We start from the raw sequence: 17,113 nt of genomic DNA on the forward strand, positions 1-17,113 counted from the left end.
TTATCTGCCATTTGTTCTGCAAAAATAGTAAATTTATCTTCCTTAATACCTACTAAGGTATGAAACTGCTATGTTCTAACTTTTTAAAAAATCACACCATTTTAAGTACTCACCTTTGGCAAGTGCATTAGGAATGGAATACTTCGTCTACGCTCAGTAAAAGCTTATTGTTTAAACTCCTTTTTTGCGAAAAAATATTTAGTGATTATAGTCAATTCTTTAGGTAATGCCTAAATAATAAAATTCTTATTTAAAACTAAAAAAGCCTTATCTATAATTGATAAGGCTCTTTTAGTTTTGTTTAAGTATTAAAAAGTATGGATTAGATAATTAACATAGCGTCTCCATAACTATAGAACTTATACTTTTCTTTAACCGCTTCGTCATAGGCACGTTTAACAAAGTCGTGTCCTGCAAATGCAGAAGTCATCATCATTAATGTAGATTTTGGTGTATGAAAATTAGTAATCATAGCGTTTGCTATACTAAAATCGTAAGGTGGGAAAATAAATTTATTTGTCCAACCATCTATTTCGTTTAAAGTATGGCTAGAAGACACTGCGCTTTCTACAGCTCTCATTGCAGTTGTACCTACAGCACAAATACGACGTCTCGCTTTTAGTGCAGTATTTATTTGTTCTACTGTTTTTGGTCCTATTGTTACTTCTTCGCTATCCATTTTATGTTTAGATAAATCTTCTACCTCTACAGAGTTAAAAGTACCTAAGCCAACATGTAAAGTAACCTCAGCAAAATCGACACCTTTAATTTCTAAACGTTTTAATAAATGCTTAGAAAAATGCATTCCTGCTGTTGGTGCTGCTACTGCACCTTCATTTTTTGCAAAAATGGTTTGGTAACGATGCTCATCTTCTGGTTCTACATCTCTTTTAATGTATTTAGGCAATGGTGTTTCGCCTAGAGATGTTAATTTCTTACGGAATTCTGTGTAAGAGCCATCGTAAAGAAAACGTAATGTTCTACCTCTTGATGTTGTATTATCTATAACCTCAGCAACTAAACTTTCGTCATCGCCAAAGTATAATTTATTTCCTATTCTTATTTTACGTGCTGGATCTACTAAAACATCCCAAAGGCGTTGCTCTTCGTTTAACTCACGTAATAAAAACACTTCAATTCTTGCTCCTGTTTTTTCTTTGTTTCCAAATAAACGTGCAGGAAAAACCTTTGTATTATTAAGTATCATGACATCATCTTCGTCAAAATAATCAATAATATCTTTAAATTGCTTGTGCTCTATAGTTTGCTCTTTACGGTTTAAAACCATTAAACGAGACTCATCTCTATTTTCTGCTGGATATTCTGCCAATAACTCCTCTGGTAATTCAAAGTTAAAGTGAGATAATTTCATTTTCATGGGTATCGTGTTTTTAGTTTACAAAGTAGCAAAGATACAATCTCAAGGTAGGCGTTGTCAAGTAAAAGAGTGATTATTATTATTTAATTTTAATTCGTTTGAAAGCCTAGCTGTTTTAAATCGTCCCAAAATGTTGGATACGATTTTGAAACCACCTTATAATCTTCAATTTCAATAGGTGTTTTTAAAGCTAAAGGTGCAAATGCCATTGCCATTCTATGGTCGTTATAGGTTGAAACAACTACGTTTTCTATTATATTTTTTGAAGGCGAAAGATGAAGACTTTCGTTAGTGATTTTTACTTGACCACCCAATTTTTCTATCTCGGTTTTTAAAGCCTCTAATCTATCTGTTTCTTTAATTTTAAGTGTGTGTAATCCTGTTAAGTTAGATTCTAGACCCAAAGCAAATGCTGTAACTGAAATTGTTTGCGCTATATCTGGCGAATTTGCTAAGTCAAAATCAATAGTAGTTTTAGAATCTACTTTTGCTGTTTTTTTAATTAAAACAGTATTTTCTTTAAAAGTTGTGGCAACACCAAAGCTTTTGTAAATATTTGCTAATGCAGAGTCGCCTTGCAGGCTATTTTTTTTATAAGATGAAATACTAATTACAGTACCAATCTTAGCCAATGCAACAATACTATAAAAATAAGAAGCTGAAGACCAGTCTGACTCTACTGTAAGTGTTTTAGGCTTCATTTTTTCTTGAAGTGGTTTTACTGTAATTATATTATTTTTAAATTCTGTTTCTATATTTAATTGAGTTAATAAACTCAATGTCATGTTAATATAAGGCACAGATGTTATCTTACCTTTTAGAGTAAGTTCTAATCCGTTTTCTAATTTTGAAGCAATAAGCAATAAAGCCGAAATGTATTGACTACTTACATTAGCATCTAAAGACACTTTATGCTTTGTTAGTTGTTTCCCTTTTATTAAAAGTGGAGGAAAGCCTTCATTTTCTTTGTATGAAACATCTGCTCCTAACTGATTTAAGGCATCGACCAAAATTTTAATTGGTCGCTCTTTCATGCGCTTAGAGCCTGAAATTAGTTTTTCTCTTTTGTTTTGAATAGCGAAATAAGCGGTTAAAAAACGCATGGCTGTTCCAGCATGATGTATATCTATTTCTTGGGCTGAAGAAGCTAATGCCTTCGTCATTAATTGAGAATCATCACTATTAGACACATTCTCTATTTTAATTTCTGGATATAATGCTTGTAATAGCAGTAACCTGTTAGATTCGCTTTTAGAACCTGTAATTTGTATTGAAGATTCTTCTTTAATTGAAGATTTTTGGAGTTTTATATTCATGTGATTTTAAAAAACACTTCGACTGCGCTTAGTGTGACATTATAATTGACAACCTATTTAATTGCTTCTCGCTTTGCTTGAAGTCGTTTTATTTTAGTGTCATTTAATATTTTCAATTCTATGGATGGTATTCCTGACTTCGCAGGAATTTGTTACTTGAGCTTTTCGTTATTGTGATGCCTATCGTGATCACGTTTGGTTTTTATATCTAATTTTTTATCGAAAGCATCTTGTAAATCTATTCCTGTTTGGTTTGCTAAGCATAAAACCACAAACATAACATCTGCTAATTCTTCGCCTAAATCTTTGTTTTTATCGCTTTCTTTTTCACTTTGTTCTCCATAGCGTCTTGCAATAATTCTGGCAACTTCTCCTACTTCTTCTGTAAGCTGTGCCATATTGGTAAGCTCATTAAAATAACGAACACCATGATTTTTTATCCAATTATCTACTTCTTGTTGCGCGTTTTTAATATTCATTGGTTTTTCTTTTAAAGTGTAAAAATAATAAAACTATTAAGCAAGGCATACCTATATATTTTAATTCGCTTAAAATCACTTGGATTCCCCAATTTGAGAAGAACTTACTTATACCTATTGGAGATACTTGTATTACTTTCCACGGAAAGAAAAAACGTGTATTATTAAACGGTATTAAAAACCCAATGCCTTTCCCTCCTGTTGTTAAAGCATCCAGAATACCATGAGAAATTGTAGATAGAAAAAGGACTATAAAAAATAACTTTCTTTTCGTTTTTGTGAATATAAATGCTAAAATAGTAGCCCAAATAAGCGCAAATAAAATAGAATGTGTAAAACCACGATGTCCAAATGGATGTGCGTATGCAATTTTACCAAAGGTAACTACATCTAAATCTGGTATTAAAGCAGATGCAATAGCTAAGAATAGTAATACTTTACTAGTGTTCAATTTTGAAATCTTTGCTATTGTAAAACCTACTAATCCATGACCAAATATTGACGCCATTATTCTTTGTTTTTAGAATCTATAATAATAGTAACTGGTCCATCATTTAATAATTGCACTTTCATATCTGCACCAAAAACACCTGTTTGAACTGGTTTATTTAAAACAGATTCTAATATAGTATTGAAAGCGTTGTATAATGGTATAGCAATTTCTGGTCGTGCAGCTTTAATGTAGCTTGGTCTATTTCCTTTTTTTGTACTTGCCTGTAGTGTAAACTGGCTTACTACAATGGCATCTCCATTACTATCCAATAGTGAAGTATTCATTACTCCATTTTCATCATTAAAAACACGAAGGTTTGCTACTTTTTTTGTTAACCAAATAATATCTTCTTGAGTATCTTCTTGAACGATGCCTAGTAAGATTAAAAGTCCATGTTCAATTGAAGCTACTTTTTTGCCTTCAATTGTAACGCTTGCTCTACTTACTCTTTGTATAACTACTTTCATGATACTTTCCGCGAAAGCGGTTGTATTTTTATTTAAGGTTATTTTGATTTTTTCTCGTAAAGCTACAAAGTCGCTAAGCGTTAGTGAATACTGATAACTGAACACTGCTAAGTGTTTACTTTGGCTCCCAAATATCTGTTCTGTAATGCTGGTCGTCTCCTTCAATAATTTGAACATAACTCTTGTAGCGAGATGCTGCAATTTCGTCTTTCTCTAAGGCTTCTTTAACTGCGCATTTTGGTTCTTCTATATGCATACAGTTATTAAATTTACAGTCTTGACTTAATTTAAAAAACTCTGGAAAATAATCGCTTATTTCTTCCTTTTCCATATCTACAACTCCAAAACCTTTTATTCCTGGTGTATCTATAATTTTTGCATTAAAACTTAAATCGAACATCTCTGCAAAAGTAGTTGTGTGCTGCCCTTGAGAATGCTGTGTAGAAATAGACTTTGTTTTTAAGTCTAAGTTAGGCTCTATAGTATTTACTAAAGTAGATTTACCTACTCCAGAATGCCCAGCAAAGACACTTACCTTACCTTCCATTAAAGTTTTTATTTTATCTATATTTTCTTCAGTTTTTGCAGAAACACTAACACATTCGTAGCCAATATTTTTATATACGTGCTCTAAGTATTTAACCTCAAAAATAGTGTCCTCGTTATAAGTATCTATTTTATTAAAAACCAATACTGTTTTTATAGAATATGCTTGAGCTGTTACTAAAAAACGATCTATAAAACTGGTAAATGTTGGTGGATTGTCTATTGTAATTAATAAAAAAACCTGATCTATATTTGAAGCAATTATATGTGTTTGTTTAGAGAGGTTGACTGATTTTCTAACAATATAATTCTCGCGATCGTGAATTTTGTTTATTACACCTGTTTCTTTATCACTTTTAGTATCTAAATCAAAGCCCACATAATCTCCAACAGCAATTGGGTTGGTGCTTTTTATACCTTGAAGGCGAAACTTACCTTTAATTCGGCATTCGTAAGTGACACCAAGTTTTGTTTTAACTGTGTACCAACTTCCTGTAGATTTATATACTAGTCCTGTCATTACTTACAAAGATGCCACTATTAATTAATACTAAAAAATGATTAACTAATAATGGCATTAATAATAGTTTTAAAAACGCTTATCCTTTTATTACTTTCTCTTGATGATTAATAGATTCTTGATGCACTGCTTTAAAGAGTCTTAAAATAAACTCTTCACTCAAGCCTTTTTCATTGCCTTGAAGCACCATTTTACCTAAAATCTCGTTCCAACGTTTGCTTTGTAAAACAGCAACGTTTTTTTGTTTCTTAAGTTTACCAATACCATCTGCAACTAACATACGCTTAGCTAGTAAATCTATAAGTTGGTTATCCACAACATCTATTTGCGCTCTTAAGTTTGTTAGTTCTGTATTGTATTCTGCTTCAGGATCACTAACTTTTCTAATTTTTAAATCCACCATCATTTGTATTAATGCTTCAGGTGTAACTTGCTGCGCAGCATCACTCCAAGCGTTATCTGGATCTGTATGCGTTTCTATCATTAACCCATCAAAATTAAGATCTAATGCAGTTTGCGATACATCAAAAACCATATCACGTTTTCCTGTAATATGAGAAGGATCGTTAATTAATGGTAAATCTGGAAATCTATTTTGAAACTCGATAGCTATTTGCCATTCTGGAATATTTCTATATTTTGTTTTTTCGTAAGTAGAAAAACCTCTGTGTATAGCTCCTAAATTTTTAATTCCTGCAGTGTACAATCTTTCAATACCACCAAGCCATAATGCTAAATCTGGATTTACTGGATTTTTAACCAAAACAATCTTGTCTGTTCCTGCTAAAGCATCTGCTAATTCTTGCATAATAAATGGACTTACGGTTGAGCGTGCACCAATCCATAATAAATCGACATCATTTTCTATCGCTAATTTTACGTGTGCAGCATTAGCAACTTCAGTACACGTTCTCATCCCTGTTTCTGCCTTTACTTTTTTAAGCCAGTTTAAACCTAAAGCGCCAACACCTTCAAACATTCCTGGACGTGTACGTGGTTTCCAAATTCCTGCTCTAAAATAGCTTACATCTGTATCTTTTAACTCATGTGCAATTTTTAAAACTTGCGCTTCTGTCTCTGCACTACATGGTCCAGCGATTACTAATGGATGGTCTAACTTCATGTCGTCCAACCAGTTTCTCATTTCTTTTTTATTTTCCATAATATTTTTTCAAGAAAAGAGAGTCAAGACTTGTCTTCTTTTCTCTATTTTAAAATCTCTCTTCTATTCTCTTTTTCCTTTTTTAATCTTTAGCCTTTAATTTATTCCGTTTAATATCTGTTTTATATAATTTGTGTCTTTCATTTCATTAAAAACACCTTCAAAATCGTCGTTTTTCATCATGTTTTTAAACTTCGTGAGATTAGTAATATAATTTTCTAAAGTCTCTACAACATTGTCTTTATTTTGTCTAAAAATTGGAGTCCACATTGCTGGCGAACTTTTTGCTAAACGTACTGTACTCTCGAAACCAGAACCTGCCATATCAAAAATGTCACGTTCATTTTTCTCTTTTTCAATTACTGTTTTACCTAGCATAAAAGCACTAATATGAGATAAATGTGACATATAAGCTATATGTTTATCATGTGCTTCTGGATTCATGTAACGCATTTTCATGCCTATTTCTGCAAATAGATTCAATGCTTCTTCCTGAAGCTTAAATGCTGTTTTTTCAACCTCACAAATAATATTAGTTTTATGCTGAAACAAATCTAAAATAGCTGCTTTTGGTCCTGAAAATTCTGTTCCTGCAATTGGATGCATGGCTAAAAAATTACGTCGTTTAGGATGATTTTCTATTGCTTTACAAATGTCTAATTTGGTAGAACCAACATCTACAACCAAGCCAAAATCTGATATTTTATCTAACACTTTTGGTAATAATGCTACAGCAGCATCTACTGGAATAGACAGTACTACTAAATCTGCTTTATCTAAATCGTCAAACGTAGCCTTTGCATCTATAACCTTTAACTCTAATGCTTGAGTAATATGTTGTGTATTATTATCTATACCATAAATAGTTACATCTGGTCGCTTTTTTTTTATATCTAAAGCTAAACTTCCACCTATTAAACCTACTCCTATTATGTAAATATTATGTATCATACTCTTGCAATTGCCTCTATTATTTCTTCGGTTGTTGCGCATAATGAAAAACGCACATAACCTTCACCTTGACTTCCAAAAATTGTTCCTGGTGTAATAAAAAGATTATGCTCTGTTAATAGCTTATCTATAAATTCTTCAGATTTAAAATGAGACGGTAATTTTGCCCAAACAAACAATCCGCTTGCATCTTTATCGAACGCACAATTTAGTTTTGTTACTAATTCCCAAACCAATTTTCTACGTTGCTCGTAAACATTATTTAAACTTACAAACCACATTTTAGACGAGTTTAAAGCTTCTATTGCTCCTTTTTGAATGCCATAAAACATACCAGAATCCATATTACTTTTCACCTTTAAAACAGCGTTTAACAAATTATAATTACCTAATAACATACCTACTCTCCAGCCAGCCATATTAAATGTTTTACTTAATGAGTTTAATTCTAAACAATGGCTTTTTGAGCCTTCAATACTAAGAAGGCTCAATGGTTCGTTATTTAAAATAAAACTATATGGATTGTCATTAACCAATAAAATATCATGCTTTTTAGCAAAAGCAATTAACTTTTTAAAGATTTCTTTAGTCGCTTTAGCTCCTGTTGGCATGTGTGGATAATTTAACCACATAATCTTTACTTTACTTAAATCTTGTTCTTCAAGTTCATCAATATTTGGACACCAATTATTATTATCATCTAAGTTGTAAAAAATAGGTTCTGCTTGCAATAATTTAGTAACAGAAGTATATGTTGGGTAACCAGGATTTGGAATTAAAACCGCATCGCCTTCGTTTAAAAAAGCCATAGAAATATGCATAATACCTTCCTTGCTTCCCATAAGTGGCAACACTTCTGTTGTTGCACTAACACTTACATTAAAATGCTGTTTGTAGAAACCAGCAATGGCTTCTCGTAATTCTGGCAAACCTTGATAGCTTTGGTATTTGTGAGCATTAGAAGCCTTAAAACTTTCTGCAATTGCAGAAATTACTTTTCCTGGTGGTTGTAAATCTGGGCTACCAATACCTAAATTAATTATTGGTTTGCCTTGAGATTTAAGAAAATTAACTTCCTTTAATTTCTTAGAAAAGTAGTACTCTTCAACACTATGTAATCTATTTGCAACTTCCATTATCGTTTTGAGTTTTTATATTCTCCCAACACTTTAAAATGTGTTGCCATTATTTTAATAATTGCTTTTGCTTTTTCAAAATTCTCGTAATTATCGAAAGTCACATCGACAAAAAAGGCATATAACCAAGGTGTTTTAATTTTAGGAAGCGATTGTATTTTGGTTAAATTAAGCTTGCAATCGCTCATAACATTTAGCATTGCTGCTAAGCTTCCGCGTTTGTGATCGAGTTCGAATTTAATTGATGCTTTATTTATTTCAGCTTTCGCAATTTCAGAATGCTTTTGTTGCATTATTACAAAACGTGTTTCGTTGTGTTTAATGGTTTGGATGCTTTCGGCTAAAATATCAAGCTCAAATATTGAAGCTGCCAATTTACTAGCTATTGCTGCAATTCCTTTTAACTTTTTATCTTGGATACGCTTGGCAACATCTGCAGTATCTTTATCTTCCACCAGTTTAATATGTGGATGCTTTTTAAAAAAAGCCTTACACTGCAATAATGCCATTGGGTGTGAATACACTTCTTTAATATCTTCAATATTTTGATTTGACAAAGCCATTAAATTATGTTGAATATCTAAATAGTACTCACCATTAATTTGAAGGTTATGCGTATCTATCAATGCATAATTTGGAATAATAGAGCCTGCAATAGAATTCTCTAAAGCCATAATTGCTGCTTCAACTTTTCCAGAAAGCAAGGCGTCTACAGTAGCATCGAAAGACAAACATTCGTTTATGGCAACCTGTTCACCAAAGTAGTCTTGCGACACGATGTGGTGAAACGATCCTTTTATACCTTGTATGGCTACTGTTTTAATCAAAATTATTTTTCTTTAATGTAATCTCAACTTTCGTTGATATTTATTCAACTCACTCGTTTTTAACCACTTTAGCTTTAAAAACGAAAGTTTTATATATAAAAAAGTCCCGATAAATATCGAGACTTGGTTTAAATATATATTTGTAACAAATTACATATACGTAGTCTCGTTCTTTTCGCTAAAAAAGAAATAGGTCCAACTATAATATGTTTTTTGAATAGTATTCATCTTCTGTTTCCGCCTAGGCGTTTATTTAATTATAAAGCTAAAGTAAATAATTATTCTCCAAATAAAGATACTAAAGTATGAATTTTAGTGTTTTAAATGAAGATTTAAAGATTTCTACACAAAGTCTTGTTTAAATTACAGAATGTTTATTTTTGAAGAAAGAATAATAAGATGTCTATAAAAGTTAAAAATATAACTAAAATTTATGGTGAGCAGAAGGCACTTAACAACGTGTCTTTTGAAATTAAAAAACCAGAAATTGTTGGTTTTCTTGGACCAAATGGTGCTGGAAAATCTACAATGATGAAAATATTAACCACTTTTATTAGCCCAACCAAAGGTGAAGCTGCTGTAAATGGACATAATATTCTATCGCAGCCAAAACAAGTACAACAAAGTGTTGGTTATTTACCAGAGCACAATCCATTATACTTAGAACAGTACGTAAGAGAATATTTAACCTTTAATGCAGATGTTTACAAGGTTAGCAAATCTAGAATAGAAGAAGTAATAACACTTACTGGTTTAACTCCAGAAGCGCATAAAAAAATGAGTTCGCTATCTAAAGGCTATAGACAACGTGTTGGTTTAGCAAATGCGCTTTTACATAATCCAGACGTTTTAATTTTAGATGAGCCTACCACAGGCTTAGACCCAAATCAATTAGTAGAGATTAGAAACCTTATTAAATCTATTGGTAAAGAAAAAACTGTTTTTCTATCTACACACATTATGCAAGAAGTAGAAGCTATGTGTGATCGTGTTATAATAATTAACAAAGGAGAAATTGTTGCCAATAAAAAACTAACAGAACTGCGTGAAGGACAAGAGCAAACCGTTATTGTAGAATTCGATTATCGCGTTGAAGATGCCTTTTTATTAAAATTACCTCATGCTAAAAGCGTAAAGAATACGTTCGATTTTATTTATGAAATTGTCTTTTCTACAAAAGAAGATATGCGCGCTCATGTTTTTGATTTTGCTCATGATAATGAATTGAAAATTCTTCAGCTTAATCAAAAGAATGCTAGTTTGGAGAGTATGTTTAGGGAATTGACTGCTGAATAATTTAATTTATAATGTTCTGTTTTGTCCCAATCTATTTACGAAAATCACAGTGTATTCTCTATTCAGTTTTTATTTTCAAATTAAGTGCTTAACTAATCATAAACAAACACGTCATCTCATATTTGACAAGTTTAATTTAAAAAGGAATTTTAATAACAATAATTGGGATAATAATTATAGGAATAACTTATTTCGGAATTGAAATGTATGACTTTGCAAAAGGTGTAAAAAATGACATAAAAATTCCTGAAACAAAAAATATAAAGCTAACCGAAACAGAATATGAATTGGAAACGGAAAACAGAATAGACAAAAGTGTTTCTGGAATGTGGAGTAACTTTACCAAATCTAATCCCAAATTTAAAAACGAGGAAATACCACAATCTGATTTTTTTTCATAACAATAAAGAAGATGTAAATAGACTTGTAGAATTAACCGTAAATGGAAAAAAGAAAACTTCTTCAAGCTTGTATTCTTTATATAAACAATATAATGTTGACTTACCAAAAGTTGGAAACAAACAAATAATAACTAATTTTAACGGAAAAGCGAAAGCGATTATAGTAACTAAAAGTGTTGAGACCATTCCGTTTAATGAAATTTCCAAAAATTATGCTGAACTGGATATGGGAACTGATATTGAACCATTAAAAAAATGGAAAAAAGCTCATTGGAATTTTTTTGAAAATTTTATGAAAGAAAGCGGAAGAAAACCTACAGAATACATTCTTATTGTTTGCGAAAGATTTAAAACCATCTGGACTATAAAATACTGATAGTTAAAATAATTAAGACTGCTTGACAGGCTAAACTTCTGTCTTAATTAAATAAATTTAGAACAACTTAAGGAAATAAAAAAACTATTTATTCAAAAATTACACGACCATCAAACTGCTCTTGAATTTCTATAATTGGAGGTGTTGTTACAGAAATAACATCACCAGTACTTACTAGATTTGCCGTTAATGACAGCTGCGGATTTACAATAATATCATTAGTACCACGATGAAAAATAACTACATTATCTACAATTAGATTTCTACCTTCAAAACGTCCATCTCCAGAGGCATGATTAATTCTTAGATTAGTAGTAGCTCCAGAAATGTAGTTTGTTGTTGTGTTATTAATTACAACAGAAAGATTAGTTGTATTAACTTCTACATTAAAAATTCCATTGTTATAAAAATCTCCAGAATCATCCTCACTTTTTAAATCTAAATCTGGATAGTTTAAAATACCATTACTACGAACTGTAAGTTGGCTACTGTTTCTAATTTCGGTTAAATTTGGCGCGCTTACATATACTTTAGTTAAGCCATAATCTCGTGTAAGATTGCAATCATTATTATTCTTTAAAAGCAATCTACCATTTTCTACAGTAACAGAAATAGCATCCATTAGGTTTTCGCCAGTTTCAACTTTAACATTAAAACTTAAAGCATCTATTACTATTAATTCAATGTCTTTAAAGGCTGTCACCATAGTAAATGGCGCTACAGTAAATTCTTTTTCAATTAAATCACCAGCACTTTTAAAACAATCTGGTGCATTTTCACTATCGCAACTAGCAAAAAAAAGTACTGTAAATATGTATATTATTTTTTTCATTTTATAATCTTATTCCAATTCCTATTTCTACTGCTTCTGCTTTTGCTCCATGAGATTTTAATGTTAAAGCACCATACATTTTATTACCAAAATAACGTTTTAAACCTATTCTATTGTAAACGCGACCTTCAAAATCAAATGGATAATAAATATAATAACCCAACTGTGTAATTAATGATGTTTTATTAATAAATAACTCATGACCTACAAAAACACCTACACGCTTATAATCTTCATCTCCACTAACATTATCTAGTGGAAATGCAACTGAACTATAACGTATGTGCGTTTTTAAAAAATTCGAGAAAAACACATCTGTTCCAACTTGAATAGCGCTTTTTCTATTTAAACGCTTATCTGCATAGGCAGACGCAATATAAAAAACATATTGACCTGTATCAATAACATCGCTTTCATTAACACCTGTTCTAAAAGCTATGTTGTATTTTATATTTTCTTTAAAATATTTATCTTCAGTCGATGGTATGTATTCTGTTTCTTGTTTATTATCGAATCTGTAATTTACTCCAATATTAAAAACAACATTATTTATAGAACTATTAGGTGCTTTTATATTTGCGTTAGAATAATGGATTAATGATAATCCAGTTTGAAAGCCAAAACCTTTAAAAATATTTTCTTTTTTATAATTAAGCATTACATAAGTACTACTTAACAATCCTGTGCCAAAAGCGTTATTTCTAAAGTTTTCAACCTTATCGTAAGGATTTGTGTTATATGCTATTCCTTGACCAATTCTAAACATTAAATTACGCTTAAAAAAATAAAAATTATAATGTGCATAAACACCAAAATTATTACCTAAAGTCTCGTTTTTTGAATCTTGATAAATAAATGACGCACCATAATCTGGATAGTTAAATCTACTTTCCCAAGCATTTTTACCAAAAGTTTTTTTATTATAGCTTAAAATAATACCTGTTGGGTGACCAGTAATAAGATGTGAAATATCACTATTATGCTCTGCTATATTTCCATAAAAATAATTAGCATCTATTGTAAATGGATCATTTCCCTTTTCTTGAGCCAAAACACAAAGCGAAAAAAATAAAATATAAGTGGACAATAAATACTTCATCTAGCAATTTAATTAGAGCGTAAAAGTATGTAATTTAAAACGAACGCTTTAATGCTATTGAATAAATCCTGAGGCTACTGTATTATTAGAAATAGTATCTATTAAAATAAAAGACCCATTAGTTCTATGGTCTTTAAAAGCATCATAAAAAATAGGTCTATTTAACTTAAATGAAACTGTGGCAATATCATTCATTTGTAAGCTATCTACAGCTTCTTCAATTCCAGAATAATCTGGACGTATTTTGTGGTGTATTTTACTCACTTTTGCTAAAGCCTTATTAACGCCATGTTGTAGTACATATTTTTTATTTTCCGATAGTTCTTGAGAATCCATCCATGAAATAGTTGCTTTAAATTGCTTGTCGATGGCAGGTAACTCGTCGGTTTTTACAATCATATCGCCTCTACTAATATTTACATCATCTACTAATGTTATAACAATACTAGATCGTCTTGCTGCAACCTCAACCTCTTCATCGTAAAAATAAATATTCTTTATTTTAGATTTGGTTTGCGATGGCAAAACAACAACTTCATCTCCTTTTTTTAATTCTCCACCATAAACTTTCCCTGCATAACCTCTAAAATCATGGAAAGCTTCTGTTTTAGGTCTAATTACGTATTGTATGGGAAATCGCGGTATACCTGTATTTGATACAGCTTCAAAATCTAAATTTTCTAAATGCTCAAGTACAGATACTCCTTGGTACCAAGGCATTTTTTTTGATGAATTAACCACATTATCACCTTTTAAAGCACTCACCGGAATAAATGTAATATTTTGCTCTTTATAATCTCTTTTATTAATGAGAGTTTGAAAATCTGTCTTTATTTCATTGTAAAGTGTTTCTGAAAAATCAACCAAATCCATTTTATTAATCGCTACAATAACCTCTTTTACGCGCAATAAATTATTAATAAAAAAATGACGATTGGTTTGCTCTATAACACCTTTTCTGGCATCGATTAAAATAATGGCAGCTTGAGAAGTCGATGCTCCAGTAACCATATTTCTTGTATATTCTACATGACCTGGAGTATCGGCAATAATGTAGCTTTTTTTTTGTGTAGAAAAATAAATATGTGCAACATCTATAGTAATACCTTGCTCACGCTCTGCTACCAAACCATCTGTAGCTAAAGAAAAATCTAAATAATCGTATCCTTTTTTCTTACTTGTTTTTTCTATGGCCTCCAGCTTATCGCTGGTTAATGACTTTGTATCGTATAGTAAACGACCAATCAAGGTACTCTTACCATCGTCTACACTTCCTGCTGTTGCTATTTTTAAAACTTCCAAGATTATCTTTACCTTCCTAATAAGAAGGAGTTTTATTTAATTATTAATTTAAAGTACTTCCTAATGTTTCCATTGACTAAAACTTTACATTTAGTGATTAGAAATAACCTTGCTGCTTTCGCTTTTCCATCGCAGCTTCAGAGCGTTTATCATCTATTCTTGCACCACGTTCAGAAATTGTAGATTCTCTTATTTCCTTAACCACTTTTGTAATGGTAGCTGCACTAGACAAGACAGCAGCAGTACAACTCATATCTCCAATTGTTCTAAACCTTACTAATCTATTTTCCACAATCTCATCTTCATCTCTAAAAACAACAGCATCATCTGCAGACCATATTAATCCATCTCTTAAAAAAGTAGCTCTAGTATGTGCAAAATATATTGAAGGTATTTCAATGTGTTCTTTTTCTATGTAAGACCATACATCTAATTCTGTCCAGTTTGAAATAGGAAACACACGTACGTTTTGTCCTAGTTCTATTTGTCCGTTAAGCATATCAAACAATTCTGGACGTTGATTTTTCTCATCCCATTGTCCAAAATCGTCTCGAACAGAAAAAATACGTTCCTTAGCTCTTGCTTTTTCTTCATCACGTCTTGCACCTCCAATACAAGCATCGAACTTAAATTCTTCAATAGCATCTAAAAGTGTGGTGGTTTGTAATTGATTTCTGCTAGCATATCGTCCCGATTCTTCTTTTACCTTACCTTCATCTATAGAATCTTGCACATGACGTACAATTAATTTCAAGTCTAATTCCGCAACCAACTTATCTCTAAAAGCAATAGTTTCTGGAAAATTATGCCCAGTATCTATATGCATTAATGGAAATGGTATTTTTGCAGGATAAAATGCTTTTTGGGCTAAACGTACTAATGTAATAGAATCTTTTCCACCAGAAAACAATAGTACAGGTTTTTCAAATTGCGCTGCTACTTCTCTAAAAATATAAATAGCTTCGTTTTCTAATGGGTTTATATTCGCTGTTGACTTTATCATAAACTAAATTACTTTTAGGCGTGTAAGCCACACTCTCTATCTTCTAAAACTTTTGTTGGGTCAAAATATTTAAATTCGTTTGGAAGCTTATTTCTAATTAAATAAGCCTCTAAATCTTGATCTGTGAAATGATAAAAAGGACTTACTTTAATTATACCACTTACATCCTGAGACACAATGTCTATGCTGTCTCTAAACGCTGTTTGACCTTTACGTAAATTTGTAAACCATATATCTGGCTTGTGTTCTTGCATTGCGCGCTTAAACGGCTCTAGCTTTACTTGCTCTGTAAATATTTGGTGTTTTTGAGTATTAATTTCAGGAGTTCCTAAAACAATGTCACGATGTGCTGTAGTTTGTTTAGGCACGTATAACTTTATATTTAAGTTTAATTTAGCAATAACCTCTTCTGCATGTTTATAAGTGTTTGGCGTATTGTATCCTGTATCACACCATATTACTTTTATTCTACTATTTAAACTTGAAACCGCGTGTAAAATTGCCGCTTCATATGGTCTAAAATTAGTAGTCACCACTGGCTTTTTTGCAATACTTAGTGCCCAAGTAATAATTTCATTCGTGGTCTTACCATTTAATTCTTCATTTATTTTATTACAATCCATAGATCTCATTTTCCCCATTTAATTTTATTCCAAGCCCGTTCATGAAAAAAATATAGCAGCATTTTTGTTCCTAATTCTACACCTCCAATACTTAAAGCCATTGCTAGTGTTCCAGTAATTAAATAAGAAATTATAATGGTGTCTAACGTACCAATTATTCTCCAACTAATGGTTTTAAGAAGACTTCTACTTAATTTCTCATCTAAAGTTTCAGTCTCGCTATGTCGTTTCTTTGGACTTAATAAAGCATCTAATATCATTCCATTTATTTTATTAATCTTTAATCCCTATCGGAATAGTAGATTTAATTGCAAATGTATTATTTGAAATACTTGATTACAACTTTTTGTGATAATTTATGGATTTTTGTTAAATAAAATCGGCAAGTGTTTTATCATTTAGCACCTTTAACATGCTGTCTCTTACTTCTAACATGAGATTATGAACAGAACACGCTTTCTCATCAGGACAATCATGACATTTTTCATAAAAGTTAAGACTTACACATGGCACCAAAGCAATAGGACCCTCAAGTACACGCATAACCTCAACCATTACAATATTATTAGGATCTTTAAGCAAATAATAACCACCAGATTTTCCTTTTTTAGAACCTAACATACCGCTTTTTCTAAGCGTAAGCAGTATGCTTTCTAAGAATTTTTGAGAAATACTTTCACTTTTAGAAATAGTACTAATCTGCACAGGTATTCTATTTTCTTGCTTTGCTAAATAAGTTAGCGCTTTAATACCGTATTTTGTTTTTTTAGAAAGCATAACGCAAATGTACTTATAATTTAAACTTAAAAAACCTGACTAGCTATGGCTTTAACATTATCACTTTTTCCCATAGAATAATAATGTAACACAGGGATGCCAGCAGCTTTCAACTCTTTAGACTGTATA

20 protein-coding genes and 1 pseudogene are annotated in these 17,113 nt (G+C 31.2%); 3 read left to right on the top strand and 18 right to left on the bottom strand.

Going from position 1 to position 17,113, the window contains the following annotated elements:
- Positions 1-322 precede the first annotated feature (322 nt).
- The 10 genes from queA to Q0C58_RS00630 all read right to left on the bottom strand — a co-directional run bounded on the left by queA (position 323) and on the right by Q0C58_RS00630 (position 9,275).
- Complete coding sequence (queA, locus tag Q0C58_RS00585) at positions 323-1,372, bottom strand: tRNA preQ1(34) S-adenosylmethionine ribosyltransferase-isomerase QueA (protein WP_290696355.1); 1,050 nt, start codon at positions 1,370-1,372, stop codon at positions 323-325.
- A 95-nt stretch (positions 1,373-1,467) separates the two neighbouring features.
- Positions 1,468-2,694, bottom strand: a complete 1,227-nt coding sequence (aroA, locus tag Q0C58_RS00590) for a 3-phosphoshikimate 1-carboxyvinyltransferase (RefSeq protein WP_290696326.1) — start codon at positions 2,692-2,694, stop codon at positions 1,468-1,470.
- A gap of 152 nt (positions 2,695-2,846) precedes the next feature.
- The gene (locus Q0C58_RS00595; RefSeq protein WP_290696328.1) at positions 2,847-3,173 is read right to left on the bottom strand and encodes a nucleotide pyrophosphohydrolase; all 327 of its coding nucleotides are present in this window, start codon (positions 3,171-3,173) and stop codon (positions 2,847-2,849) included.
- On the bottom strand, positions 3,163-3,681 hold the full coding sequence (locus Q0C58_RS00600) for a metal-dependent hydrolase (protein ID WP_290696329.1): 519 nt from the start codon (positions 3,679-3,681) through the stop codon (positions 3,163-3,165). The genes Q0C58_RS00595 and Q0C58_RS00600 overlap by 11 nt, the downstream gene beginning before the upstream one ends.
- Entirely contained in the window at positions 3,681-4,133 is a 453-nt protein-coding gene (dtd, locus tag Q0C58_RS00605) for a D-aminoacyl-tRNA deacylase (protein ID WP_290696331.1), read from the bottom strand. The genes Q0C58_RS00600 and dtd overlap by 1 nt, the downstream gene beginning before the upstream one ends.
- Before the next feature lie 115 nt (positions 4,134-4,248).
- Entirely contained in the window at positions 4,249-5,199 is a 951-nt protein-coding gene (rsgA, locus tag Q0C58_RS00610; protein WP_290696333.1) for a ribosome small subunit-dependent GTPase A, read from the bottom strand.
- 79 nt (positions 5,200-5,278) lie between these two features.
- Positions 5,279-6,361 carry a bifunctional 3-deoxy-7-phosphoheptulonate synthase/chorismate mutase type II gene (locus Q0C58_RS00615; RefSeq protein ID WP_290696335.1) on the bottom strand — a complete coding sequence of 361 codons (1,083 nt, stop codon included), beginning with the start codon at positions 6,359-6,361 and terminating at the stop codon, positions 5,279-5,281.
- A gap of 96 nt (positions 6,362-6,457) precedes the next feature.
- Positions 6,458-7,309: a prephenate dehydrogenase gene (locus Q0C58_RS00620; protein ID WP_290696357.1), complete on the bottom strand. Its 852-nt coding sequence runs from the start codon at positions 7,307-7,309 to the stop codon at positions 6,458-6,460.
- Complete coding sequence (locus Q0C58_RS00625; RefSeq protein WP_290696359.1) at positions 7,309-8,451, bottom strand: aminotransferase class I/II-fold pyridoxal phosphate-dependent enzyme; 1,143 nt, start codon at positions 8,449-8,451, stop codon at positions 7,309-7,311. Before Q0C58_RS00625 ends, Q0C58_RS00620 begins: the two co-directional genes overlap by 1 nt.
- Entirely contained in the window at positions 8,448-9,275 is an 828-nt protein-coding gene (locus Q0C58_RS00630; RefSeq protein ID WP_290696337.1) for a prephenate dehydratase, read from the bottom strand. Before Q0C58_RS00630 ends, Q0C58_RS00625 begins: the two co-directional genes overlap by 4 nt.
- A 399-nt stretch (positions 9,276-9,674) precedes the next feature.
- Between Q0C58_RS00630 and gldA the strand changes: the two genes are divergently transcribed.
- From gldA to Q0C58_RS00645, 3 genes are all read left to right on the top strand, one after another.
- Positions 9,675-10,571, top strand: a complete 897-nt coding sequence (gene gldA / locus Q0C58_RS00635; protein ID WP_290696339.1) for a gliding motility-associated ABC transporter ATP-binding subunit GldA — start codon at positions 9,675-9,677, stop codon at positions 10,569-10,571.
- A gap of 203 nt (positions 10,572-10,774) precedes the next feature.
- Positions 10,775-10,972: a hypothetical protein gene (locus tag Q0C58_RS00640; RefSeq protein WP_290696340.1), complete on the top strand. Its 198-nt coding sequence runs from the start codon at positions 10,775-10,777 to the stop codon at positions 10,970-10,972.
- A gap of 67 nt (positions 10,973-11,039) precedes the next feature.
- Positions 11,040-11,348 carry an ASCH domain-containing protein gene (locus Q0C58_RS00645; protein WP_290696341.1) on the top strand — a complete coding sequence of 103 codons (309 nt, stop codon included), beginning with the start codon at positions 11,040-11,042 and terminating at the stop codon, positions 11,346-11,348.
- A gap of 88 nt (positions 11,349-11,436) precedes the next feature.
- Here Q0C58_RS00645 and Q0C58_RS00650 read toward each other — a convergent pair whose 3' ends face one another.
- The 8 genes and pseudogenes from Q0C58_RS00650 to Q0C58_RS00685 form a co-directional block, all read right to left on the bottom strand.
- Positions 11,437-12,180 (bottom strand): head GIN domain-containing protein, encoded by a 744-nt coding sequence (locus Q0C58_RS00650; protein ID WP_290696342.1) that lies wholly within the window; start codon positions 12,178-12,180, stop codon positions 11,437-11,439.
- A gap of 1 nt (position 12,181) precedes the next feature.
- Positions 12,182-13,279 (bottom strand): acyloxyacyl hydrolase, encoded by a 1,098-nt coding sequence (locus tag Q0C58_RS00655; RefSeq protein WP_290696344.1) that lies wholly within the window; start codon positions 13,277-13,279, stop codon positions 12,182-12,184.
- A 54-nt stretch (positions 13,280-13,333) separates the two neighbouring features.
- Positions 13,334-14,581, bottom strand: a complete 1,248-nt coding sequence (locus Q0C58_RS00660; RefSeq protein ID WP_290696346.1) for a GTP-binding protein — start codon at positions 14,579-14,581, stop codon at positions 13,334-13,336.
- 97 nt (positions 14,582-14,678) lie between these two features.
- The gene (cysD, locus tag Q0C58_RS00665; RefSeq protein ID WP_290696348.1) at positions 14,679-15,584 is read right to left on the bottom strand and encodes a sulfate adenylyltransferase subunit CysD; all 906 of its coding nucleotides are present in this window, start codon (positions 15,582-15,584) and stop codon (positions 14,679-14,681) included.
- 14 nt (positions 15,585-15,598) lie between these two features.
- Entirely contained in the window at positions 15,599-16,207 is a 609-nt protein-coding gene (locus Q0C58_RS00670) for a phosphoadenosine phosphosulfate reductase family protein (RefSeq protein WP_290696350.1), read from the bottom strand.
- Positions 16,208-16,212: 5 nt separating this feature from the next.
- Positions 16,213-16,467, bottom strand: a complete 255-nt coding sequence (locus tag Q0C58_RS00675; RefSeq protein ID WP_290696352.1) for a DUF2061 domain-containing protein — start codon at positions 16,465-16,467, stop codon at positions 16,213-16,215.
- 109 nt (positions 16,468-16,576) lie between these two features.
- Positions 16,577-16,984, bottom strand: a complete 408-nt coding sequence (locus tag Q0C58_RS00680; protein ID WP_290696353.1) for an Rrf2 family transcriptional regulator — start codon at positions 16,982-16,984, stop codon at positions 16,577-16,579.
- A 26-nt stretch (positions 16,985-17,010) separates the two neighbouring features.
- Positions 17,011-17,113, bottom strand: a pseudogene (locus Q0C58_RS00685) (methylenetetrahydrofolate reductase [NAD(P)H]); the annotation flags it as partial.

The sequence above is a fragment of the Lacinutrix sp. genome (assembly GCF_023299985.1).
GTDB lineage: Bacteria > Bacteroidota > Bacteroidia > Flavobacteriales > Flavobacteriaceae > Lacinutrix.

What these genes read in the sequence shown, in the direction of transcription:
- Q0C58_RS00640 (WP_290696340.1), top strand. Translation starts at nt 10,775, where the DNA reads ATGTATGACTTTGCAAAAGGTGTAAAAAATGACATAAAAATTCCTGAA.
- aroA (WP_290696326.1), bottom strand. Translation starts at nt 2,694, where the DNA reads ATGAATATAAAACTCCAAAAATCTTCAATTAAAGAAGAATCTTCAATA.
- queA (WP_290696355.1), bottom strand. Translation starts at nt 1,372, where the DNA reads ATGAAATTATCTCACTTTAACTTTGAATTACCAGAGGAGTTATTGGCA.
- Q0C58_RS00615 (WP_290696335.1), bottom strand. Translation starts at nt 6,361, where the DNA reads ATGGAAAATAAAAAAGAAATGAGAAACTGGTTGGACGACATGAAGTTA.
- dtd (WP_290696331.1), bottom strand. Translation starts at nt 4,133, where the DNA reads ATGAAAGTAGTTATACAAAGAGTAAGTAGAGCAAGCGTTACAATTGAA.
- cysD (WP_290696348.1), bottom strand. Translation starts at nt 15,584, where the DNA reads ATGATAAAGTCAACAGCGAATATAAACCCATTAGAAAACGAAGCTATT.
- Q0C58_RS00655 (WP_290696344.1), bottom strand. Translation starts at nt 13,279, where the DNA reads ATGAAGTATTTATTGTCCACTTATATTTTATTTTTTTCGCTTTGTGTT.
- rsgA (WP_290696333.1), bottom strand. Translation starts at nt 5,199, where the DNA reads ATGACAGGACTAGTATATAAATCTACAGGAAGTTGGTACACAGTTAAA.
- Q0C58_RS00650 (WP_290696342.1), bottom strand. Translation starts at nt 12,180, where the DNA reads ATGAAAAAAATAATATACATATTTACAGTACTTTTTTTTGCTAGTTGC.
- Q0C58_RS00600 (WP_290696329.1), bottom strand. Translation starts at nt 3,681, where the DNA reads ATGGCGTCAATATTTGGTCATGGATTAGTAGGTTTTACAATAGCAAAG.
- gldA (WP_290696339.1), top strand. Translation starts at nt 9,675, where the DNA reads ATGTCTATAAAAGTTAAAAATATAACTAAAATTTATGGTGAGCAGAAG.
- Q0C58_RS00680 (WP_290696353.1), bottom strand. Translation starts at nt 16,984, where the DNA reads ATGCTTTCTAAAAAAACAAAATACGGTATTAAAGCGCTAACTTATTTA.
- Q0C58_RS00670 (WP_290696350.1), bottom strand. Translation starts at nt 16,207, where the DNA reads ATGGATTGTAATAAAATAAATGAAGAATTAAATGGTAAGACCACGAAT.
- Q0C58_RS00595 (WP_290696328.1), bottom strand. Translation starts at nt 3,173, where the DNA reads ATGAATATTAAAAACGCGCAACAAGAAGTAGATAATTGGATAAAAAAT.
- Q0C58_RS00675 (WP_290696352.1), bottom strand. Translation starts at nt 16,467, where the DNA reads ATGATATTAGATGCTTTATTAAGTCCAAAGAAACGACATAGCGAGACT.